At 34.7% G+C, this 19,917-nt stretch carries 15 protein-coding genes and 3 pseudogenes; 11 read left to right on the forward strand and 7 right to left on the reverse strand.

Annotation, left to right across the window (positions count from 1 at the left end; all coding sequences use genetic code 11):
* The first annotated feature begins 49 nt into the window (after window positions 1-49).
* Both OPR39_RS00985 and OPR39_RS00990 read left to right on the forward strand, forming a co-directional pair.
* Window positions 50-586, forward strand: coding sequence for an RDD family protein (locus OPR39_RS00985; protein ID WP_006279799.1), 537 nt, complete (start codon window positions 50-52; stop codon window positions 584-586).
* Window positions 587-608: 22 nt separating this feature from the next.
* Window positions 609-1,085 carry an RDD family protein gene (locus OPR39_RS00990; protein ID WP_006279800.1) on the forward strand — a complete coding sequence of 159 codons (477 nt, stop codon included), beginning with the start codon at window positions 609-611 and terminating at the stop codon, window positions 1,083-1,085.
* 166 nt (window positions 1,086-1,251) lie between these two features.
* Here OPR39_RS00990 and rho read toward each other — a convergent pair whose 3' ends face one another.
* On the reverse strand, window positions 1,252-2,655 hold the full coding sequence (gene rho / locus OPR39_RS00995) for a transcription termination factor Rho (RefSeq protein WP_007549497.1): 1,404 nt from the start codon (window positions 2,653-2,655) through the stop codon (window positions 1,252-1,254).
* Between the two features lie 199 nt (window positions 2,656-2,854).
* Window positions 2,855-3,457 carry a cell cycle transcriptional regulator TrcR gene (locus tag OPR39_RS01000; protein ID WP_320109780.1) on the reverse strand — a complete coding sequence of 201 codons (603 nt, stop codon included), beginning with the start codon at window positions 3,455-3,457 and terminating at the stop codon, window positions 2,855-2,857.
* A 331-nt stretch (window positions 3,458-3,788) separates the two neighbouring features.
* On the opposite strand from OPR39_RS01000, the gene OPR39_RS01005 reads away from it, so the two are divergent.
* From OPR39_RS01005 to trpS, 5 genes are all read left to right on the forward strand, one after another.
* Window positions 3,789-5,597, forward strand: a complete 1,809-nt coding sequence (locus OPR39_RS01005; RefSeq protein ID WP_265038856.1) for a peptidylprolyl isomerase — start codon at window positions 3,789-3,791, stop codon at window positions 5,595-5,597.
* Window positions 5,598-5,999: 402 nt separating this feature from the next.
* Window positions 6,000-6,320, forward strand: a complete 321-nt coding sequence (gene rpsP, locus OPR39_RS01010; RefSeq protein ID WP_006279266.1) for a 30S ribosomal protein S16 — start codon at window positions 6,000-6,002, stop codon at window positions 6,318-6,320.
* A gap of 10 nt (window positions 6,321-6,330) precedes the next feature.
* On the forward strand, window positions 6,331-7,317 hold the full coding sequence (locus tag OPR39_RS01015; protein ID WP_015589208.1) for a polyprenyl synthetase family protein: 987 nt from the start codon (window positions 6,331-6,333) through the stop codon (window positions 7,315-7,317).
* Between the two features lie 61 nt (window positions 7,318-7,378).
* Window positions 7,379-7,948 (forward strand): nucleotide exchange factor GrpE, encoded by a 570-nt coding sequence (locus OPR39_RS01020; protein ID WP_265038858.1) that lies wholly within the window; start codon window positions 7,379-7,381, stop codon window positions 7,946-7,948.
* A 17-nt stretch (window positions 7,949-7,965) separates the two neighbouring features.
* On the forward strand, window positions 7,966-8,964 hold the full coding sequence (gene trpS / locus OPR39_RS01025) for a tryptophan--tRNA ligase (RefSeq protein WP_006280207.1): 999 nt from the start codon (window positions 7,966-7,968) through the stop codon (window positions 8,962-8,964).
* Window positions 8,965-9,139: 175 nt separating this feature from the next.
* Here trpS and OPR39_RS01030 read toward each other — a convergent pair whose 3' ends face one another.
* The 3 genes and pseudogenes from OPR39_RS01030 to OPR39_RS01040 all read right to left on the reverse strand — a co-directional run bounded on the left by OPR39_RS01030 (window position 9,140) and on the right by OPR39_RS01040 (window position 12,126).
* Complete coding sequence (locus tag OPR39_RS01030) at window positions 9,140-9,901, reverse strand: alpha/beta hydrolase (RefSeq protein ID WP_012673268.1); 762 nt, start codon at window positions 9,899-9,901, stop codon at window positions 9,140-9,142.
* A 1-nt stretch (window position 9,902) separates the two neighbouring features.
* On the reverse strand, window positions 9,903-10,430 hold the full coding sequence (locus OPR39_RS01035) for a c-type cytochrome (protein WP_015589210.1): 528 nt from the start codon (window positions 10,428-10,430) through the stop codon (window positions 9,903-9,905).
* Between the two features lie 440 nt (window positions 10,431-10,870).
* A pseudogene (locus OPR39_RS01040) lies at window positions 10,871-12,126 on the reverse strand (IS4 family transposase).
* A 211-nt stretch (window positions 12,127-12,337) separates the two neighbouring features.
* Here OPR39_RS01040 and OPR39_RS01045 point away from each other — a divergent pair.
* Entirely contained in the window at window positions 12,338-12,475 is a 138-nt protein-coding gene (locus OPR39_RS01045) for a hypothetical protein (RefSeq protein WP_265038859.1), read from the forward strand.
* A gap of 1,305 nt (window positions 12,476-13,780) precedes the next feature.
* Here the strand turns inward: OPR39_RS01045 and OPR39_RS01050 are convergent.
* Together OPR39_RS01050 and OPR39_RS01055 are read right to left on the reverse strand one after the other, a co-directional pair.
* Window positions 13,781-15,110: pseudogene (locus tag OPR39_RS01050) on the reverse strand (IS4-like element ISWosp9 family transposase).
* A gap of 128 nt (window positions 15,111-15,238) precedes the next feature.
* Window positions 15,239-16,477: an IS256 family transposase gene (locus OPR39_RS01055; protein WP_174517027.1), complete on the reverse strand. Its 1,239-nt coding sequence runs from the start codon at window positions 16,475-16,477 to the stop codon at window positions 15,239-15,241.
* Between the two features lie 166 nt (window positions 16,478-16,643).
* Between OPR39_RS01055 and OPR39_RS01060 the strand changes: the two are divergent.
* The 3 genes and pseudogenes from OPR39_RS01060 (at window position 16,644) to OPR39_RS01070 (ending at window position 19,909) form a co-directional block, all read left to right on the forward strand.
* Window positions 16,644-17,973 (forward strand): annotated as a pseudogene (locus OPR39_RS01060) (IS4-like element ISWosp9 family transposase).
* Window positions 17,974-18,287: 314 nt separating this feature from the next.
* Window positions 18,288-19,556 (forward strand): proline--tRNA ligase, encoded by a 1,269-nt coding sequence (gene proS / locus OPR39_RS01065; RefSeq protein WP_265038860.1) that lies wholly within the window; start codon window positions 18,288-18,290, stop codon window positions 19,554-19,556.
* Window positions 19,553-19,909 (forward strand): holo-[acyl-carrier-protein] synthase, encoded by a 357-nt coding sequence (locus OPR39_RS01070; RefSeq protein WP_007549151.1) that lies wholly within the window; start codon window positions 19,553-19,555, stop codon window positions 19,907-19,909. The genes proS and OPR39_RS01070 overlap by 4 nt, the downstream gene beginning before the upstream one ends.
* Window positions 19,910-19,917: the final 8 nt, after the last annotated feature.

The raw sequence follows: 19,917 nt of genomic DNA on the forward strand, positions 1-19,917 counted from the left end.
TAACGTATTTTTATATCATATGATGATATTATGAAATATAGGTGGGGTTATGAATACTGAAATAAATGTTAAAGTAAATTATGTAGGATTTACAAGGCGTATTGTAGCAGAAATACTTGACCTCATCATATTTTCCCCTCATTTTATCTTCGGTTTTATCTATGGTGTATTCATCGTATCATTACAAGATCAAGATAAAGACTCTTTTCAGGAACTTGCACAACTAGCAACAGAAATACCATTTATAGTTTCTACAGTGGTCGCAACATTAGTACTAACAATATCCAAAATATTAATGGTAACAAAACTTGGTGGTACCCCAGGAAAACTATTGTGTGGTATGCATATTAAAGATGCTAATACATTTACAAATGTTACCCTTATGCAAGCAACAATAAGATGTATTTCTAAGGGAAGCATCTGGATTATTTTTCGCTTTTTGCTTCATCTGCATTATCATGGTTATACTTTTCTATATCTTTTAATTGTGCTAATTTTATTTTTGTTTGCAGTATTTGATCAACGCAAACAGACTTTTTACGATAAAATTGCAAAAACAGTAGTGATAGACTATAAATCTAGTTGATATTTTTCTTTATAGGTAGTACATGGATAAAAAAGTAAACTACTCAACGATGACAAGACGTACTCTAGCATTTATAGTTGATTGTATTTTATTTATCGCAATACCATTTGGTTTAATGGCGGTGGGTTTCTCACTTACACACGCAATACAAGGGATCATGGGTGCAATAATTGTAATCACCACGATTGTATTTTCTTTATTTTTAATGATACCATGTATATTTCATATATTCATGCTAGTAAAATTTGGCGGCACTCCAGGACACTTGTTATTTAGCATGCGTGTAAAAGACAAAGATACATTTGAGTCAATCACTACAATGCAAGCAATGAAAAGGACTATAGCTCTTTTTATAATTTATTGCATATCACTTTGTAATCCCATTTTATTCTTAGCTATACTAATCTTAGTTTTAGTATGTGCAGTAGGTGATGAACATAAACAAGCTTTTCACGACAAAATTGCAAACACGGTAGTGATAGATTATAAACCTAGTTGATATTTTCCTTTAGCTGTCTGCCACCAAGGGTGTCATTCCAGTGTCACGCGCTAACTTAAGGTAAATTGCCAACTTAACTATAAATATATTTTGGTAAATCCAAATTATTTTAGCTATAAGAGCGTTTTACTTTTTGCTCAGCATATCCATCATAACTGGCTTACTTTTAGTGATTCATGGAGTTAAAAAAGTCAGCATTGCTCTTTGTTAAAAGTAGTTTGTCACGTAAAAATTCCATTGCTTCAACGGGTCCCATAGGATTGAGTATCCTACGCACCACCCATATTTTATTTAGTATAGCCTTATCAACTAATAGCTCTTCCTTCCTTGTTCCGGATTTTGTAATATCAATAGCTGGAAATATACGTTTATCAGAAAGTTTTCTATCAAGTATGATCTCAGCATTTCCTGTACCTTTAAACTCTTCAAAAATAACTTCATCCATTTTTGAACCAGTCTCTATAAGAGCTGTGGCGATTATAGTTAAAGAACCCCCATTCTCAATATTACGAGCTGCTCCAAAAAAGCGTTTTGGTCTCTGCAGTGCGTTTGAATCTACACCACCAGTTAGAACTTTCCCAGACGAAGGAATAACCGCATTATAAGCACGTGCAAGTCTAGTAATATTGTCAAGTAGAATTACCACATCTTTTTTATGCTCAACCATTCTTTTAGCTTTTTCTATTACTATTTCAGCAAGCTGTACGTGACGGTAAGCAGGCTCATCGAACGTAGAACTTACTACCTCACCTTTTACAGAACGTATCATATCTGTTACTTCTTCAGGTCTTTCATCTATAAGTAACACTATTAATTCTACTTCAGGGTGATTTATAGCTATAGAGTTAGCCATTTGCTGAAGCAATACAGTTTTTCCTGTGCGAGGTGGAGCAACTACTAACGCTCTTTGCCCTTTTCCAAGAGGAGCTACTATATCTATAGCACGCATGCTTAAGCCTTTTTTATCATCACCATTATTACACTCAAGTACTATGCTTTCCTCAGGATAAAGAGGAAGCAAATTATCAAAATGGACGTACTTTCTTAATTCACTTACTTCAGTAGAGTTTATACTTTGAACCTTAGTTAAAGTAAAATATCTCTCTTTATCACCAGGTGGCCTTATTTCTCCATATGCCATATCTCCTGTACGTAAATTAAACTTCTTTATTTGCCCGTTAGAAATATAAACATCATCGGTACTTGGGGCATAATTTGCACTTGCTGAACGTAAGAAACCAAAACCATCAGGCAATATTTCCACTATTCCACTCCCTGTGGTTATGCCTCCTTCTTCACTCATTTTTTTCATTAAGCTGAATATTATTTCCTGCTTTAGCATTCTACCATTGCTTTTACCGTTAGTTGAAATTTTTCTTTCTTCAGCTAACTCTAACAATTCTTCTGCTGTTTTCTCTTTTAATTCGCTCAGATCTAATGTTTTTCTGTTTTTCTCAGTACCTTCATTGACCATCTGTTTTACTGTATCGTTATTGTAAATTTGCTCACTTTTTTCAGGTTGAGCTGTAACCTTTCCTTTTGCCAAAACATCTTCATTGATTGTTGTCATAATCCTCCAAAAATTTTAATTGATGCTTACTAACCTAAAATGTGACTATAAGATAATAAATTAGGCTGAGTTAGTTTCAGTGCGTATTAAGCTTAATTATCATTAAACCCCGTACTTTACTTACATTATACTAATAAACACTAGCAAGTCAAGTTAATTTAATGTTAACAAAGCACAAAAATTTGAGGATTTTCAATAGCTATTCTTTATATTTTTTTAACCTTTCTTGCTTCTCCTCTTCTACTTTTGCTTTTTCCACTTCTGCTTCTAAATTTTCTTGACTACATAAGCCGAGTAGTACAGGATCTTGGGGTTTTATATTTTGCATGTTATGATGAGATCCATTTCTTACCTGCTCAACTGTGTAATTTGTTGTACTAATTAATTTAGCTATAACGTTATTGTCCAAGATAGGAAATTTTTTTACTAAATAATAAATCGCATCAGGTTTATCTCTACGTCTTGCCGTAGAGGCAAAGCCAAGAATGCTACCAATCGCTTTACTCCTTTTTTTTATATTTTTTATAATCAAATTTGGTACACGATTTGGATTTTTTTTGCAATCATCGATTTCTTTTTCAGTAATTATTCCAGAAATAATAGGGTTATATTTTTCTACTCCTATTTCCTCATCAGCTATGTCTTGTACTTCTTCAAGGGCCAATCTGCAACATTGTGCTATTTGATTAAAAGTTAAACCAGTGTTGTCTACTAACCAAGCAGCTATTTGCACTAGAAACTGTTTATTTCTATCGTTATTGCCCTTAGAAGATTCCATTGACATCAAAAAAGCATCTCCCATTTAAAGTATCCCTTACTGTTATACAGAGCTAAAATATAAACTATTAAAACTAAAAAAGCATTAATTTTGTCATTCAATAACTTTTTGTTTGTCATTTCCCGCCTCTTAAGTTAATTAAATGCGCTTACCTTTAAGCATATTTCAAACAAAATATTTCCCCTTCCTAAGGTATAGTATAACTCAGTTAAACATATGTTCCTATTTAAGATTAGAGAGTTAAATTTTAAGTTAATATATTGTAATATTATATATATTAGCTAATAAAGCAACAGGTTTACAAGCATTAAATTATCACTATTCTATAATTAATCATTAATTAACTGGGTTTAAAATGAATGTTAAAAATTTTTTCACTAAAGTAACCGTTGTCCTTTTAGCTTGCTTGTTAATCTTCATGGGAATTGGCAACCTTTTATCAGGTGATGATGAAAAAGAAGAGGTAGCTAGGGTTGGAAAAGAAGTTATAATGTCAGATGAGTATAAATCACTATATCAAAATTATGAAAAGCAAATTTCTGGATCTGATGCGAGTAGAGAACAAGTAAAAAAGCTGAAATATCATTTGCTTAACGCACTTATAGAGCAAAAACTATTGTTTAACCTAACTAGTGAGCTGGGGTTGACAGTTGGAGAAGAATCTATAAAAAACCATATTAAAAACACCAAATACTTTCAAAATGATAAAGGTGAATTTGACAAAAATAAATTCTATGAAACGCTAAATGACCTGCATATGACAGAGAAAGAGTATATAGCAAAGCTAGAGAAAGTCCTGCCTGCAATGATGTTCATGACTTCATTATTTAAAGATAATTATCCAGTAACTTTTGGCGAGAAAATTGATGAGCAGATATACAAAAGTCGCTACCAAACTAGAGTAGTTGATATTGTTAAAATAACTGAAGATGCAGTTACAAACATTCCTGAACCAGATGATCAAGCCTTACTTGATTTGTACGAAAGAAATAAATCCCATTTTTATTATCCTGAGTATCGAACTGCGCAATATATTTCCCTAGGCCAAAAGTATTTTGAAGATCAAATCAAGATCTCAGATGAAGAAGTTGATGGTATAATAGAACAACAAGAACTTAAAAATCAAAGAGATATATTCAATGCAATATTTTCTACCAAAGAAGAAGCTGAGACAGCAAGAAGAGCATTTGAGGAGGGTAAAACAAGCTTTGAACAGATAGTAGAAGAGTTTGGCAAAGCAAAACTTGAGGAAACTAGAGTAAATAATATAACTAAGGATTTTTTACCAGAAGACGTGAGAGAGAAGGTATTTGCTCTTAAAGTAGGTGAAGTAAGTGAAGTTTTAGCAAGCAGTTTTGGTTGGCACATAGTAAAAGTGGAAAGTGCGCATCAAATCTCTGATGAAGACTTAGTTGATTTAAAAAAAGACATAAAGTCAGTTCTAACTAACCAAAAGTCTTTTGAAAGAGTCAATGATTTCATAAACCAAGTGAACTATAAGATATACAATGGTTCAGAAATTGAAGAAATATTGAGTGAATATAATTTACCTATACAAACTATTGGTCCAGTAGATGCGAGTGGAAAAGATCAAAGCGGTAATAACGTAGGAGATTCTGGTGATTTGATTTCTTTCATTTTTTCGCGAGAAAAGGATCAGAAAGGTTATTTTAAGGGCGTTGGGGACGCCGTTGTTAGTGTAAAAATCGTCGATATCTTTCCACCCAAATTGCAAAGTTTTGAAGAAGGCAAGGCATTAGCGGTAGAGCTTTGGCGTAGTGAGTTTATAAAAGAAAGAATGTTTAAATTCGGGCAAGAGGTTGCAGTTCAACTAAGAGAAAAAACAGATTTGGAAGAAATTCAAGGTGTGGAATTAGTTAAAGGTCAGCAGATGCACCGCAATAAAGTGGATCAACAAAACTACCCCTTTTCTTTTGTAGAAGAGATTTTCAATATGAAAACAACTGGTTCAGTGACAGATCCTATTCAATACAATAATGAAATTATAATAGGTGTTCTAAAAGAAATGCATTCATCAAATGGCAAATTAAACACGCTTGACACCGGAAAACGTGTGATGATATCGCTAAAAGAGCAATTAATTAGCTATCTGGAATCAAAGTATAAAGTCGAAGTTAATCACGCTATACTTGATGATATATAATCAAAAATCTTATAAGCTGCTTCAAACGCATCCAGTGCCCAGACACACAACTGTACGAACATTGCGATTTGAGAGCAATCTTCACTAGAAAGGATGTCATCCCAGTGCCCAGACACTGGGATCCAGGAATTTTATTAAGTTGGTAAGCATAAAAGTAGCCGTTTTATGTAAAAATACAACGTTTTAATGATTAAAAAAAAGGCTGGATTCCAGTGTCAAGCACTGGAATGACACCATTTGCTGTGCAATTTACCTTCAAAAATGAATGTTCGTATAGCTGTGCGCCCGGCACTGCCCTACATTATTGGTAATTATATTATAAGGTGCAAAAGTTGTATAATTCATTTGACTTAAAACGGCTCATTGTATAAAATTGTGGCTAATATATGAATAAAGGTTAACATGGCAGTTAAAATAAGGTTGGCGAGGTTTGGCGCAAAGAAACGCCCTTTTTATAGGATAGTTGTAGCTGATTCACGAGCACCAAGAGATGGGCGTTTTATTGAGAAAATAGGACAATATGATCCAATGTTACCAAAAGACAATAAAAATCGTGTTGTGGTGAAAGCTGATAGATTAAAACATTGGCTAAGTGTAGGCGCGCAGGCAACTGAAAGAGTACTGTGGTTTATCAAAAAAGGCATAGTAACTTTAGAAACAGAACCAAAGAAAACAGAAAAGAAGAAAGTAGAGAACGAGAAAGCACAAGGGCAAGAGGCATAAGTCTCTTAAAATGCTAAATACTGATTTAACAAACAGCGATAAATTAGACGATATTGTATCTTCTGATTTGTCAGCTATGAATGACTTTGTCTTCAAAAATGTCAATGATGAAGATGCTAAGCTTGCTACTGATATTATATCTCATCTTGTTAGGTCAGGTGGAAAAAAAATAAGGCCTAAACTAGTTTTTATTATATGTAAAATGCTAAACTATTCTGGGGAGAATAGGATCAACGTTGCTGCATCGGTAGAGTTTATACACAATGCTACTTTACTTCATGATGATGTGCTCGATGAAAGTGAGGCACGCCATGGAGTTAAAACAGCGAATAAGATTTGGGGAAATAAATCAAGCATTTTAGTTGGTGATCTATTGTTGACTCTAGCATTTAGATGGCTTATAGAGTGTGGAAATTTAAATATTCTCTCTATTTTATCTAAAGCATCGCATTTACTTGTGAAGGGTGAAATAAAGCAGATGACAGCACGTTTTGACCCCCACACAGTCAGGGAAAATTATTTTGATATCATTGGAGAAAAGACAGCATCTTTATTTTCTGCATGCTGTGAAGCTGCATCAACAGTATCTGGTGCAACAAATGACGAAACAGAGAGGCTAAAGAATTTTGGTTTTAATTTTGGTATGGCATTTCAAATAGTTGATGATATGCTCGATTATACTGCTAATCAAGGCACTTCTGGAAAGCAAGTCGGAAAAGACTTTTTCGAAGGTAAAGTCACCTTACCTGCTATTATAGCATACGAAAAGGGCAGTCCAGCAGAGCAAAAATTCTGGGAAAAATGCTTTTCTTCAGCTAGACACAATTTTGACCAAGCATTACACTATATTAATCACCATAATGCCATTCAGCTTTCTATGGAAAAAGCTAGACACTACATTAATATGGCACAAAATGATATTAGTACTTTTTCTGATTCTTTTTATAAAACTACTTTAATTGACTTTTTAAATGCGAGCATAGAAAGACGAATGTAGCTGGCGCTTGATATTTTCGAATTAATTGCTATATATTTATTAGATTCTTAAGGGTAATAATATGTCAGATAGCAGTAAAGAGAAAAAGAAGAAGTTTGCTGATATGGTAAGTAGGCAGAAAGGTGACGACCAACAAAGTGATAACCATAAGCAGACTGATGATTTAAATGAAGATCTCAATACATTAAAAGAACGTGCAGCTCAGCTTGAAGATCATTTACGCCGTGCTGTTGCAGATAATGAAAACGTCAAACGTATAATGCAAAAGCAAATTAGCGATGCAAGTGACTACGCAGTCACAAAACTTGCACGTGATATGATCGACTCGCGCGACAATTTAAAAAGAGTAATGGAAATTTTGAAAGACGGTGATCCTGTTCATGAGGGGATTAAAGTAGCTTATCAAAAAATTATAAATGATCTAAAAAAACATGAAATAGAGGAAGTAGATCCACTTGGTGAGCTTTTTGATAGTAATTTACACCAAGCTGTTGTGGAAAGAGAAGACAATGAAAAAAAGCCTGGCACCATTGTAGAAGTACTACAAACTGGTTATACTATCAAAAATAGGTTGCTCCGTCCTGCAATGGTTATTCTTTCTAAGAAATCTGCTGATTGTGGAAGCGATTAGCATGAGGTAAATGTATAATGACAAGTATTGTCTTTTCAGGTATCCAGCCAAGTGGCGTACTACATTTAGGTAATTATCTTGGTGCAATCAAACAGTGGATAGACTTACAGGATAAATACAAATCTCTTTTTTGTATTGTCGACCTACACGCAATCACAGCAAATAAGCTTCCCGCAAGTGAATTAAAAAGTAATATTTTCAAAACAGCAGCAGCTTATATTGCATGCGGAATAGATACAGAAAAGTCCATTATTTTTAGTCAGTCCACAGTTAGTGGTCATGCAGAACTGGGCTGGCTGCTTGGATGCTATACACCAATTGGTTGGCTTAATCGCATGACTCAATTTAAAGATAAAGCTGGCAGCGATAAACAAAAAGCCTCTCTTGGATTATATAGTTATCCAGTACTTATGGCTGCAGATATATTGTTGTATCAAACTAAATACGTTCCTGTTGGTGATGATCAAAAACAGCATTTGGAGCTTGCACGTGATATTGCATCAGCTTTTAACAATCATTATAAGCTGGATTATTTCATCGTACCTGAAATCTTAACTTTGGATTGCACATCAAGGATAATGAGCTTAAGGGATGGCACAAGCAAGATGAGTAAATCTGATCCTTCAGAACATTCGTGCATTAACCTTGATGATACGGATGACTTAATTGTCAAAAAAATAGAAAAAGCAAAAACAGATTCAATTCTAGGCTTTGCTACTTTAAAGTGCCGACCAGAAATAAGCAATTTGATAAACATTTATTCAGTGCTTAGTAATGTAAATGCAGAAAAAGTATGTGAAGAAGTGAACAAACATGACATGAAGCACTTCAAAAAAGAGTTAGCTGATTTAATTATCAGTGTTATATCACCCATACGTGAGAAAATGAATGATCTTTTAAAAGACCAATTCCATTTACATGAAATATTAAAAAAAGGCACAAAGAAAGCAGCAGAAATTGCAACCCATAATATAAAAGAAATCAAGGATATTATTGGATTTGCTCAATATCTGTAAGGTTCCAAAGTGTGATGGTGCGAACCGTCATACCGCCGCGGTATCTCAGCCGCTAACACGTAGCGGGATGACGGTTTTTCAAATTGTCGGTAAATCTAAGTCAGTTTAGCTATAGGCAGCAATTTTCTGTATTTATTTTAAGTTGAAGAAAGCTCAAATGAAAAATCGTGTTTTGCTAAAAATCACAGAATGCAGTCTGGTTACAAAATTCTCTAATGGTCTTAAATAAAACTTCCAGTGAATGATTGTCAGACATATTGTGCTCTGCTGATTTTATTAAGTGTACTTCAACATCGGTTGACTTAATTTTTTCAGCTAAATTCAATGAAGTTTGATAAGGAACATCTTTATCATTAATGCTATGCAGCAAGCGCACAGGACAGTTTATATCTATTGTCTTTTTGTTTAAAAGAAGGTTCTTTCTGCCATCTTCGATCAAATTTTTAGTTATTTTGTATGTACAATGCTCTGAAGTAAAATCTATTACACCTTTAGAATCTAGTTCTTCTTTTTGCTTGCCTGACAATTGCTTGAATATCAAATCTTCAGTAAAATCGGGAGCAGACGATATACCAATTAGTGCTGCAATTTTTTCTGGAAATTGAAGGGCAGTGAGCAACATCAGCCATCCTCCCATACTTGAACCTATAATTATTTGTTTATCGCTAGTTAATTCACTCATTACTTTAGCACAATTTTTTTGCCAATCACTTATCGTGTAATCAATAAAATTACCACTTGAATGACCGTGACCAAAATAATCAAATAGCACAAGTGCTACGTCATTTTCTTGGCAAAATTTGTAAATAGCAGTTGCTTTAGTTCCATCCATATTGGATGCAAATCCACCGAAAAAAACTACAGAAGCTTTCTTTCCTTGTAGCTTTCGATATGCTATGTGACCATTATTTCCATCAAACAATTTACAATAATCCATACTACTTTGGCAAAGCAACCGGGCTATCACTCAATTGATGCAAATAACTAACTAGATCTGCAATTTCTTGTGGATTGGAAATACCTGCAAATGCCATACGTGTACCTTTTATATAGGCTTTTGGGTTCTTTAAAAAGGCAAATAGCTCCTCATACCCCCATTTTCCACCTCTGTCAAGCACTGCTTTTGAGTAATTGAATGAGTTACCAAGATGGGCCTTTTTATTTCCAACTATGTTCCATAAGTTTGGTCCTACTTTATTCATTCCACCTTTCTCAAAACTATGGCAGGCTATACATTTTTTTGCTGCTGATTTACCTTTCTCAAAGCTAGCATTCTGCATGAGCGCTCCAATATCAAGCGCCACTTGCTCGATTTTTTGCTGGAACTCATTGCTGCCAGCAGCTACTATCGTTTGGTGTTCAATCTTATATTCTTCTGGACTGTAAAGCATATCAACTACATTACTAACTATCATAATGATTAGCCCAGAAAGTAAAATCGATGCTGCAATCTTATTAAGCTCCATAGTTAATTTTTATTAAGTAATGTTACTTAAATTATGCGAATATTTTCGCAAATAGCAACCAATTACCTTGAAGCTCGCTAAAGATGAGAGTCTCTATAGCTGACCCAAGAAAGGTTTTCTTACGTCCATACCGCCGCGAACCGTCATACCGCGATTCATTCGCGGTATCTCAGCCGCTAACAAGAGATCCCGCTAACAAGTAGCGGGATGACGAGGTTCACTGCCATTAAGTTAAGGAAAGAATGGTTAAAAACTGAACTAAAAAGTCAGAAATAATTAAGGATTTATGACAAATGCTGAAACAGAATAGAGTAAACTTTAAAGCAGATAAACTCTGAAGTGTAAATTACTTAAGAAATAGTTTGTTTAGAAGTCATTTTACAGGAGCTATGGCAATAAGCTACCCAGTTATTATCAGAAGATATGAATACTACCTCTAGTCAAAATATGTGTTTTCTAACCCTTTTTTGGTAATTGAACGAACGAAGATAAGGTACCTTATGACGATCAACTTTCCTTCCCTTTCTTACCGCCAAAGTGTTCATCAAAAATAGCTTTGATAATTGATCCATAATGCAGTCAGTATCTGATTCCGTAGCAAAAATGTCGAAAGCCAAGTTTTTGATCGCGTTAAATGAGACAGATTTGTTAATGCTCCTCTTAAGCTTATCATCGGTTAAGTCCATATTCAACGCTTCTTCTACATCTTCTGTCATAACACTTTCTAGGTTGCTAATAAAGATAGCTGACCAAAAATCCTGTTTAACAGACTCAACACTTTTTCCTGTAAAATTTTCTAGACTTAGTCTTCCTTTGAGTTTTGCAAAAAATGTCTCAACTCCCCAGCGTAAAAAATATAACTCCTTAAATCCTCCAGTTTGAAACTTTTGTTCATCCATTAATGATGTAGCTAACACTTCAATTTCACCAGATGGCAGTACCACTTTGAAGCGTTATTCCACTATTTTCTTGTTTTATCTTACGCTGAGCACATATGGTAACCTCAACACTAGATGGGCTTTTTTCTTCAAACATAGCATTCACTTCATTAAAAGATGATCTGGGACATCGAATGACATAAGCAATTTTTCTTTTTGTAAGGCTAGAAAGAAATTTATAAGATAAATATACAAATCAGTAAGTCATTAGTATTTACAACTTTAAGCATTTCATCTGCTAAGTTAATTTCATGAGTGTTACCTCTATCTAACACTGACCTTATGGCAACATTATTTAGCACATCTTAACAAACCGCAAAGGTTGCACTTGCATAATCACCTAAATCTTTTGGTTTTTGGTTACGTATTTTTCTTGAGCCAAATTCATTTTTTATTTCAACGCTTGTTGGTAAAATGATTTTGGAGGCATCAAGAGCTAACACTCTAAAGCCAAAACAAGTTTTAAATTTTTGGTCTTGGTAGTACAAGGAAACCACACCTTCGTTAATTTCTGAAAATGCACTGTGTTTCATTTTTTTTCTTGCTTGACTAAAAGCACTAGCAGTAACGGTATAGTCTTTTTTCCTATATAAAATAAATTCGTTTAGTATTACTTGCAGCGACTTTACACTTTTTCTTAAAATTAAGATAAATATGTCAATAAAAGATAACTTCCTCTTTCTCATAAAATCTTTTGAAGATGATTTATGGGATTCTATAAATTCTAGACTTGCCAATTCATTTTGAATAAATTTTATTACTGCCTTTTTTACTCATACTACCTTTAAACTTATTGGTATACATCATTATCCCATAAAATCTATCTTTTTTCCTTAACTTAATGGCAGTGAGACGAGGTTATCGTCATGCCGCCACGAACCGTCATACCGCGATTCATTCGCGGTATCTCTTAGCCGCTAACAAGTAGCTGGATGACGATTGTCAGGGTGTAATCCCAGTGTCCCTATGATGTCATCCCAGTGCCCAGACACTGGGATCCAGGAAAAAGAATGGTGTCATGAAAGTAGCCTCCTGTCATCCCAGTGCCTTGACTACTTGGATCCAGAAAACTTAACTTTAAATAAGTGGCTGCATAATAAAGACTAGATTCCAGTATCAGCTACTTGCATGACACTATTTGTTGTAAACTCACTTTTACTCTATGGTTATCTTTTTATACTACCTTGTCTACCTTATTTTACCGCTTTCCTAAACGGATACAACTTGGAGCTATTTTGCCTTTTTTCTATGCAAGAAGTCTATTGTATAGCTATTGCCGGTTGTATATTACTTATAGTTTATCTATTCAAATTTTGACTTTATTTTTCATAATTAATTATTGACACTGTTGATAATCTAGTTATTATTAATATTCTAGTGGTTAATGAGGTAAAAAATGTCTACATCTAACCTTAAAATTTCGATTGCTGCTTTATCATTATGTGTATCTGCCGTTGCAATTTATATACATCTCCCTTATGTTATTGCAGCAGTTTCTGGTTCTGGTGCCATTGCAGCAGTTCCTTTAGCAATCTTTGCTGTTTCTGTGGTTGTTGCATTGGCTTCAGTAGCATATCTTATTAAACTTGCCGTTTCTAGAGATGATAATAAGAAAGAAGCAGGTCTTAATGGACAGGAATTTGGCCATACTGCATCTCAAGAACCACAAAAATCTGCGTGTAAAAATTGTAATAATCTGGACAGTGAACTAATTAGAAAAGGATTGTCTGTTAAGCAAGATAGTGGATCACAGACGGAAGTGAGAAGTTCGGAACATGTTCCGAACCTTACTCCTCAACAACCTCCGCTAACACTTGGTACAGCAATTCCTCAAAATAATAATGCACCTCCGCCACCACCTCCACCTCCAAGTTCAAATGGAACTTCTTCATCAAAGAATGCTAGTAGTCCTAGTGATCCTGACGTTAAACCTGACATGAGCGCTGTATTTAATAAAATAACACAACAAAAACCAAATCTCATGAGCAAGGAAGAGCGTGATAAGAAGTTAAAGGAACAGGCAGCAAAGAAGTCAAGCAATAAAGGAGGTGGGCAACAAGAAAAAAATGAAGATCTTATGGCTGATTTGAGTAAAGCACTTCAGAAACGAAGGGCAGGCGTTAATGGAAAGCAAGGGAGCGACGTACAACAGCCAAGTCACCTGGGCAGGGCATTCAGTAAAGTGTTAGCTATGATCCCACCACCACGGAGTCGTAGTAGTAGTGTATCAAGTGATAGTAGTAATGTATCTGATGATGAAAATTGGGAGACAGACCCAGAACCTATTGAGCAGGCATCTTCAGGCTCCCAATCGCTCCATAGAGAAAGAAGCGGGAGTCTTGACAGTGGTATAGGATCTGGTTCTGAACCCACATCTCCGTCACATTCGGGAGTGTTAATAAACCATACGCGTCAAGTTAAGGAATGTAGAGAGCTTAAAGTAGATACCCTGGTCTTCCTATATCTGTCTTTCAAAGAAAACTTTGACCAGATTATAGTAAGCTTTTTTAGAAAAATTTTTAAATTATTGACAATATTGTTTAATATCAAAAAGAGCTCTCTAACCCGCCTTTTCAATTCAATAAATGCCTTTGTTAAACTGAGCTCCGTGTTCTTTTTTAGTTTTACACAGCCAATCATTCCGTGAAATACGAGAATAGCACATAATTTTGCGTATAGCTCGCACAATACTCTAAATGGATTTGTCTTTCCTTTTAGTTTATCAAGATTGATATGACTTTTATATAGTTTAAATAGTAATTCGATTTGCCATCTTACTCTATAAACCGTCAATATTTGTTCAGCATTAATTTTACTCTCTGGAACATTAGTTATAAATATTGACCAATCTAATAACTTTTGATTCTTTTGAGAAGATGTATATCCATGTGACTTTGCTAATTTATTAGCCTTTCTTCTTCTAGCCATAGACTGTTCTTCAGTTAGCTTTTGACATATAATTCTTACCTTAATTTTTACTTCCTTTCCTAATAATACTTCTTTTTCTGAAGATAATTGACCTTCCAAATACTCCAATAGCTCTATTTTTTGATTTGTTTCTATATCATATATATTGGTATCAGACTTATAACGACTAACAAAATATGCACCTGCTTCATCAATCTGTTTAAAAGAACTAGGCACAAAGTAGCCCAAGTCAAATATTAGCAAATCATTGGCTGATAAACCGTTCAGATAATCCCTATAACCTTGATCCGACCTTATTCCTTCCATAAAATTTAACTTATCTAGCGCTTGATTCAGGTAATCAAAGACTAACTGTAGCTTTATTCCTGATTTGGTATTATTCTCACAATCTCTATAGCTACTGCCATATCCTTTGTACATATCTTCCATGCTACTGGGCAGGCTAATGTAGCTGCTATCCAATAATTTAACGCTTCCAAATTGCTGTAAAATTTTGCAATCAATCTGTAGACTTTTTTTTAAATAAACACAAAGCTTCGTTATACATTTTTTTCATGAACTCAACTGCTTCTTCACTAAACCTAAAATCTAAACCCTGTTTTGTAATTTCTATCGAGTCTTCATTTAGCAATTGGCACATTGTTTCTATGCTGCAATCATCAACTCCTATGTTACCAAAAACCATAGCTTTTATGAATGATGAGCCATTAAGTTTTCTCTTTCTTTTTATAAAACCTACTGCAATTGATATTTCGTCTGCTTTTTCATTAAAGAATTCATTGAGGTCTTTTGATAAGCAAGCTATTCTGTCCATTGTAAGTTCTCTCATTCATATATCCAAGAGAATTTATACCTTATTATTTTCCTTCACTCTATCAACTTTACTTACACTTTTCCTTAACTTGACGCGTATGGTTAAATAAACTGTGTCAAACCGCATTTTTAGTTCAACTCAATTTTCAATCTATTAGGAAAGAAAATGTCGAGCTGAGACATAGTTAATGCCCAATTAGGCAAAGCCATAGTCCATTTTTGCTCTACCTTTTTTATAGCACAATACACCTGTTTATACAAGGCATTTGTGCTGGTAAATGAGCCCTTAGTTTTAGTGAATTTTCTAATCTGTCTATGCAGTCCCTCAATAGGATTGGTAGTATAAATTAGCCTTCTAACTGGGCCAGAATACTTGAAATAGCCGGATAAGTTTTCCCAATTATTCTGCCATGATTTTACAACCAATGGGTACTTTTCTCCCCATTTTTCTTCCAACTCAAGTAGATAATTTTCAGCTATTTCTCTACTTGAAGCCTGATATACTTTTTTTAAATCACTCATGAAAATCTTTACATCTTTGCTAGATACATATTTCAGAGAATTGCGTATCTGATGCACCACACATAGCTGTACCTCCGCATTAGGAAACACACTGTTTATGGCTGTAGGAAAGCTTTTCAGCCCATCAACGCAGGCAATAAGGATATCTTCTACTCCTCTTTCTTTTAGATCATTTAGTACTCCCAACCAGAAGTTAGCTCCTTCACTTTCAGCCAAATAAAAGCCCAAGACTTCTTTTCTGCCATTTTGATCTATGCCCAATATATTGTACATGCATTTACTTACGCAATGCCCATCCTCTTTGACTTTAAAAAACATGCCATCCATGAACACTATCGGATATACAGATTGCAGCGGACGACTGCGCCATTCATTGATTACTGGTAGCAATTTGTCAGTAATACTTGATATCTCTGCTGCCGATATTTTGTGATCATAAATTTCCTCAACATGTGACGCTATATCTCTATAACCCATACCACTGGCAAATGTGCTCAAAATCTTCGTTTCAAGCTCTGGATGTAAGTTTGTTTGCCTTTTTTTGACTATTTGTGGTTCGAAACTTCCTTCTCTATCTCTTGGTGTTAATAGCTCAAATGAGCCTGCACTTGTACGTAAAGTTTTTGCATTCCTCCCATTTCTTCGGTTATTTTCTTCGCTTTCAGCCAACAAGTGGTTTTCTATTTCACCCTCTAGACTCGCCTCCAGCAACCTTTTTATAAACGGTGTTAACGCTCCGTCCCTTCCTGTCAGCGGCCTTCCTTCTCGTATAGACGACAGGATATTTGTTTCTAATTCTTTATAATCTACCAATCCGGTAGTTCTGTTTACTACTTTCTGACTCATTGTCAAACCTCCATTTTTTTATATCAATTTATTACTTTTTTTTCGGTTTGACACAGTTTATTTAACCATACGCGTCAAGTTAAGGAAAAGTGTAAGTAAAGTTGATAGAGTGAAGGAAAATAATAAGGTATAAATTCTCTTGGATATATGAATGAGAGAACTTACAATGGACAGAATAGCTTGCTTATCAAAAGACCTCAATGAATTCTTTAATGAAAAAGCAGACGAAATATCAATTGCAGTAGGTTTTATAAAAAGAAAGAGAAAACTTAATGGCTCATCATTCATAAAAGCTATGGTTTTTGGTAACATAGGAGTTGATGATTGCAGCATAGAAACAATGTGCCAATTGCTAAATGAAGACTCGATAGAAATTACAAAACAGGGTTTAGATTTTAGGTTTAGTGAAGAAGCAGTTGAGTTCATGAAAAAAATGTATAACGAAGCTTTGTGTTTATTTAAAAAAAAGTCTACAGATTGATTGCAAAATTTTACAGCAATTTGGAAGCGTTAAATTATTGGATAGCAGCTACATTAGCCTGCCCAGTAGCATGGAAGATATGTACAAAGGATATGGCAGTAGCTATAGAGATTGTGAGAATAATACCAAATCAGGAATAAAGCTACAGTTAGTCTTTGATTACCTGAATCAAGCGCTAGATAAGTTAAATTTTATGGAAGGAATAAGGTCGGATCAAGGTTATAGGGATTATCTGAACGGTTTATCAGCCAATGATTTGCTAATATTTGACTTGGGCTACTTTGTGCCTAGTTCTTTTAAACAGATTGATGAAGCAGGTGCATATTTTGTTAGTCGTTATAAGTCTGATACCAATATATATGATATAGAAACAAATCAAAAAATAGAGCTATTGGAGTATTTGGAAGGTCAATTATCTTCAGAAAAAGAAGTATTATTAGGAAAGGAAGTAAAAATTAAGGTAAGAATTATATGTCAAAAGCTAACTGAAGAACAGTCTATGGCTAGAAGAAGAAAGGCTAATAAATTAGCAAAGTCACATGGATATACATCTTCTCAAAAGAATCAAAAGTTATTAGATTGGTCAATATTTATAACTAATGTTCCAGAGAGTAAAATTAATGCTGAACAAATATTGACGGTTTATAGAGTAAGATGGCAAATCGAATTACTATTTAAACTATATAAAAGTCATATCAATCTTGATAAACTAAAAGGAAAGACAAATCCATTTAGAGTATTGTGCGAGCTATACGCAAAATTATGTGCTATTCTCGTATTTCACGGAATGATTGGCTGTGTAAAACTAAAAAAGAACACGGAGCTCAGTTTAACAAAGGCATTTATTGAATTGAAAAGGCGGGTTAGAGAGCTCTTTTTGATATTAAACAATATTGTCAATAATTTAAAAATTTTTCTAAAAAAGCTTACTATAATCTGGTCAAAGTTTTCTTTGAAAGACAGATATAGGAAGACCAGGGTATCTACTTTAAGCTCTCTACATTCCTTAACTTGACGCGTATGGTTTATTAACACTCCCTCACATTCTGCGCCAAAGGCAGATAAACCACTGATATCGCCTAAGCCTGTTAATTTAAAAACGAAACCTGAAGCTCTTCCTGCAACAACAGTGACTAATGAAGCAGGAAAGCTACCAGCTTCTTCTGTTAAGGACCGTTGTAAAATGTTTGGTGGAGCGGCTACTAAATTTGAGAGGGGATCGGTATTAGTACGTTAAGGAAAGCACCACACACTTCCCTTCTTTTTCAAAATAAGTTTACCTATAGATCTGATTGTATTAAGATTGTTTAATACAATCAGATCTATTATATGCGTTTATCCAAGTATTACTTACCAACTCTAAAGGAAAAGCCTGCTCATGCTAAAATTATCTCCCATCAATATTCTTTACGTGCAGGTTTAATAAAGCAGATAGCATCTGGCATTTATTCCTGGTTACCACTTGGTCTCTTAGTGCTTAAAAATATTGAAGACATTATCAGAGATGAAATGAACAAATCCGGTGCTATTGAAGTGTTGATGCCTTGTGTCCAACCAGCAAATCTTTGGCGAGAATCAGGGCGTTACGATGATTACGGTAAGGAAATGTTACGTATAAGGGATAGGCATGAGGAAGACATGCTTTTTGGTCCAACGCACGAGGAGGTGGCAACTGATCTAATTAGAGATATGGTAAAAAGTTACAAAGATTTGCCACTTTGTTTATACCAAATTCAATGGAAGTTTCGTGATGAGGTAAGACCACGTTATGGCGTTATGAGGGGCAGGGAATTTTTGATGAAGGATGCATATAGCTTCGATGTAGATTACGAAGGTGCACTGAATTCATATAATTTGATGTACAAAACTTACATAAAAATCTTCAAACGCATGGGACTTACCCCAATTGGAGTTCGAGCTGATACGGGGCCAATTGGAGGAAATTTGAGCCACGAGTTTCATATATTGGCAAACACTGGTGAAAGCACTTTATATTACGACAACAAATTTTCTGAGTTGCTAGAAAGCGAAGATATTGAAAGTTTGAAGAGTATATACGCAGTTGCAGATGATATGCATGATCCTGAGACTTGCCCTATATCACAAGAGCAGTTAAATGTTAGTAAAGGTATTGAAATAGGGCATATTTTTTATTTTGGCGACAAATACTCAAAGCCTATGAAGGCAAGTGTTACTTCTCAAGATGGAAAAAATGTCAATATACATATGGGTTCGTATGGCATTGGAGTTTCAAGGCTTGTCGGTGCAATAATAGAAGCTTTTCATGATGATAAAGGAATTATCTGGCCAGAATCGGTGGCTCCTTTCAGAATTGGTTTAATCAATTTACAAACGAAAGTAACGGAGGCTGCAGATAAAATATACAAAGCTTTGAAGAGCGATGAAGTGCTTTACGATGACACGGAAGGAAGTGTAGGAGTAAAATTTTCTAGAATGGATCTGATAGGCTTGCCGTGGCAAATAATTGTCGGAAAAAAGGCAATAGATGAAAAGATAGTTGAAGTAAAAAATAGAGCAACTGGAGAGGTAAAGGAAATGCAGATTGAGGAAGCAATAAATCACTTTAGCACAAAATGATACACGGTATCGGCACTGACATAGTATATATACCAAGAGTATCGAGGATATTACAAAAATACGGGGAAAAATTTCTCAATAGAATCTACACTGAGAAAGAAATAGAGCTAAGTAGAAAGTATAATAGTCAAGAAATGCGAGCAAGGTATTTCGCTAAGCGTTTTGCGGCAAAGGAGGCTTTTGTTAAAGCACGAGGTAGTGGTCAGGGTATTATAATGAAAGATATAGAAATATACAATGATGTAAGAGGCAAGCCATATCTTACCGTTAGCAAGGATTTTATCTCCAAAATTCATCTTTCTCTGAGTGACGATGGAGATTACGCTACTGCATTTGTTGTAATTTGCGTCTAGCAGATATT

Origin of the sequence: Wolbachia endosymbiont (group A) of Yponomeuta plumbellus (genome assembly GCF_947251575.1) — a bacterium.
In the GTDB taxonomy this organism is placed as follows: domain Bacteria; phylum Pseudomonadota; class Alphaproteobacteria; order Rickettsiales; family Anaplasmataceae; genus Wolbachia; species Wolbachia pipientis.

What these genes read in the sequence shown, in the direction of transcription:
- OPR39_RS00985 (WP_006279799.1), top strand. Translation starts at nt 50, where the DNA reads ATGAATACTGAAATAAATGTTAAAGTAAATTATGTAGGATTTACAAGG.
- OPR39_RS00990 (WP_006279800.1), top strand. Translation starts at nt 609, where the DNA reads ATGGATAAAAAAGTAAACTACTCAACGATGACAAGACGTACTCTAGCA.
- rho (WP_007549497.1), bottom strand. Translation starts at nt 2,655, where the DNA reads ATGACAACAATCAATGAAGATGTTTTGGCAAAAGGAAAGGTTACAGCT.
- OPR39_RS01000 (WP_320109780.1), bottom strand. Translation starts at nt 3,457, where the DNA reads ATGGGAGATGCTTTTTTGATGTCAATGGAATCTTCTAAGGGCAATAAC.
- OPR39_RS01005 (WP_265038856.1), top strand. Translation starts at nt 3,789, where the DNA reads ATGAATGTTAAAAATTTTTTCACTAAAGTAACCGTTGTCCTTTTAGCT.
- rpsP (WP_006279266.1), top strand. Translation starts at nt 6,000, where the DNA reads ATGGCAGTTAAAATAAGGTTGGCGAGGTTTGGCGCAAAGAAACGCCCT.
- OPR39_RS01015 (WP_015589208.1), top strand. Translation starts at nt 6,331, where the DNA reads ATGCTAAATACTGATTTAACAAACAGCGATAAATTAGACGATATTGTA.
- OPR39_RS01020 (WP_265038858.1), top strand. Translation starts at nt 7,379, where the DNA reads ATGTCAGATAGCAGTAAAGAGAAAAAGAAGAAGTTTGCTGATATGGTA.
- trpS (WP_006280207.1), top strand. Translation starts at nt 7,966, where the DNA reads ATGACAAGTATTGTCTTTTCAGGTATCCAGCCAAGTGGCGTACTACAT.
- OPR39_RS01030 (WP_012673268.1), bottom strand. Translation starts at nt 9,901, where the DNA reads ATGGATTATTGTAAATTGTTTGATGGAAATAATGGTCACATAGCATAT.
- OPR39_RS01035 (WP_015589210.1), bottom strand. Translation starts at nt 10,430, where the DNA reads ATGGAGCTTAATAAGATTGCAGCATCGATTTTACTTTCTGGGCTAATC.
- OPR39_RS01045 (WP_265038859.1), top strand. Translation starts at nt 12,338, where the DNA reads ATGTCATCCCAGTGCCCAGACACTGGGATCCAGGAAAAAGAATGGTGT.
- OPR39_RS01055 (WP_174517027.1), bottom strand. Translation starts at nt 16,477, where the DNA reads ATGAGTCAGAAAGTAGTAAACAGAACTACCGGATTGGTAGATTATAAA.
- proS (WP_265038860.1), top strand. Translation starts at nt 18,288, where the DNA reads ATGCGTTTATCCAAGTATTACTTACCAACTCTAAAGGAAAAGCCTGCT.
- OPR39_RS01070 (WP_007549151.1), top strand. Translation starts at nt 19,553, where the DNA reads ATGATACACGGTATCGGCACTGACATAGTATATATACCAAGAGTATCG.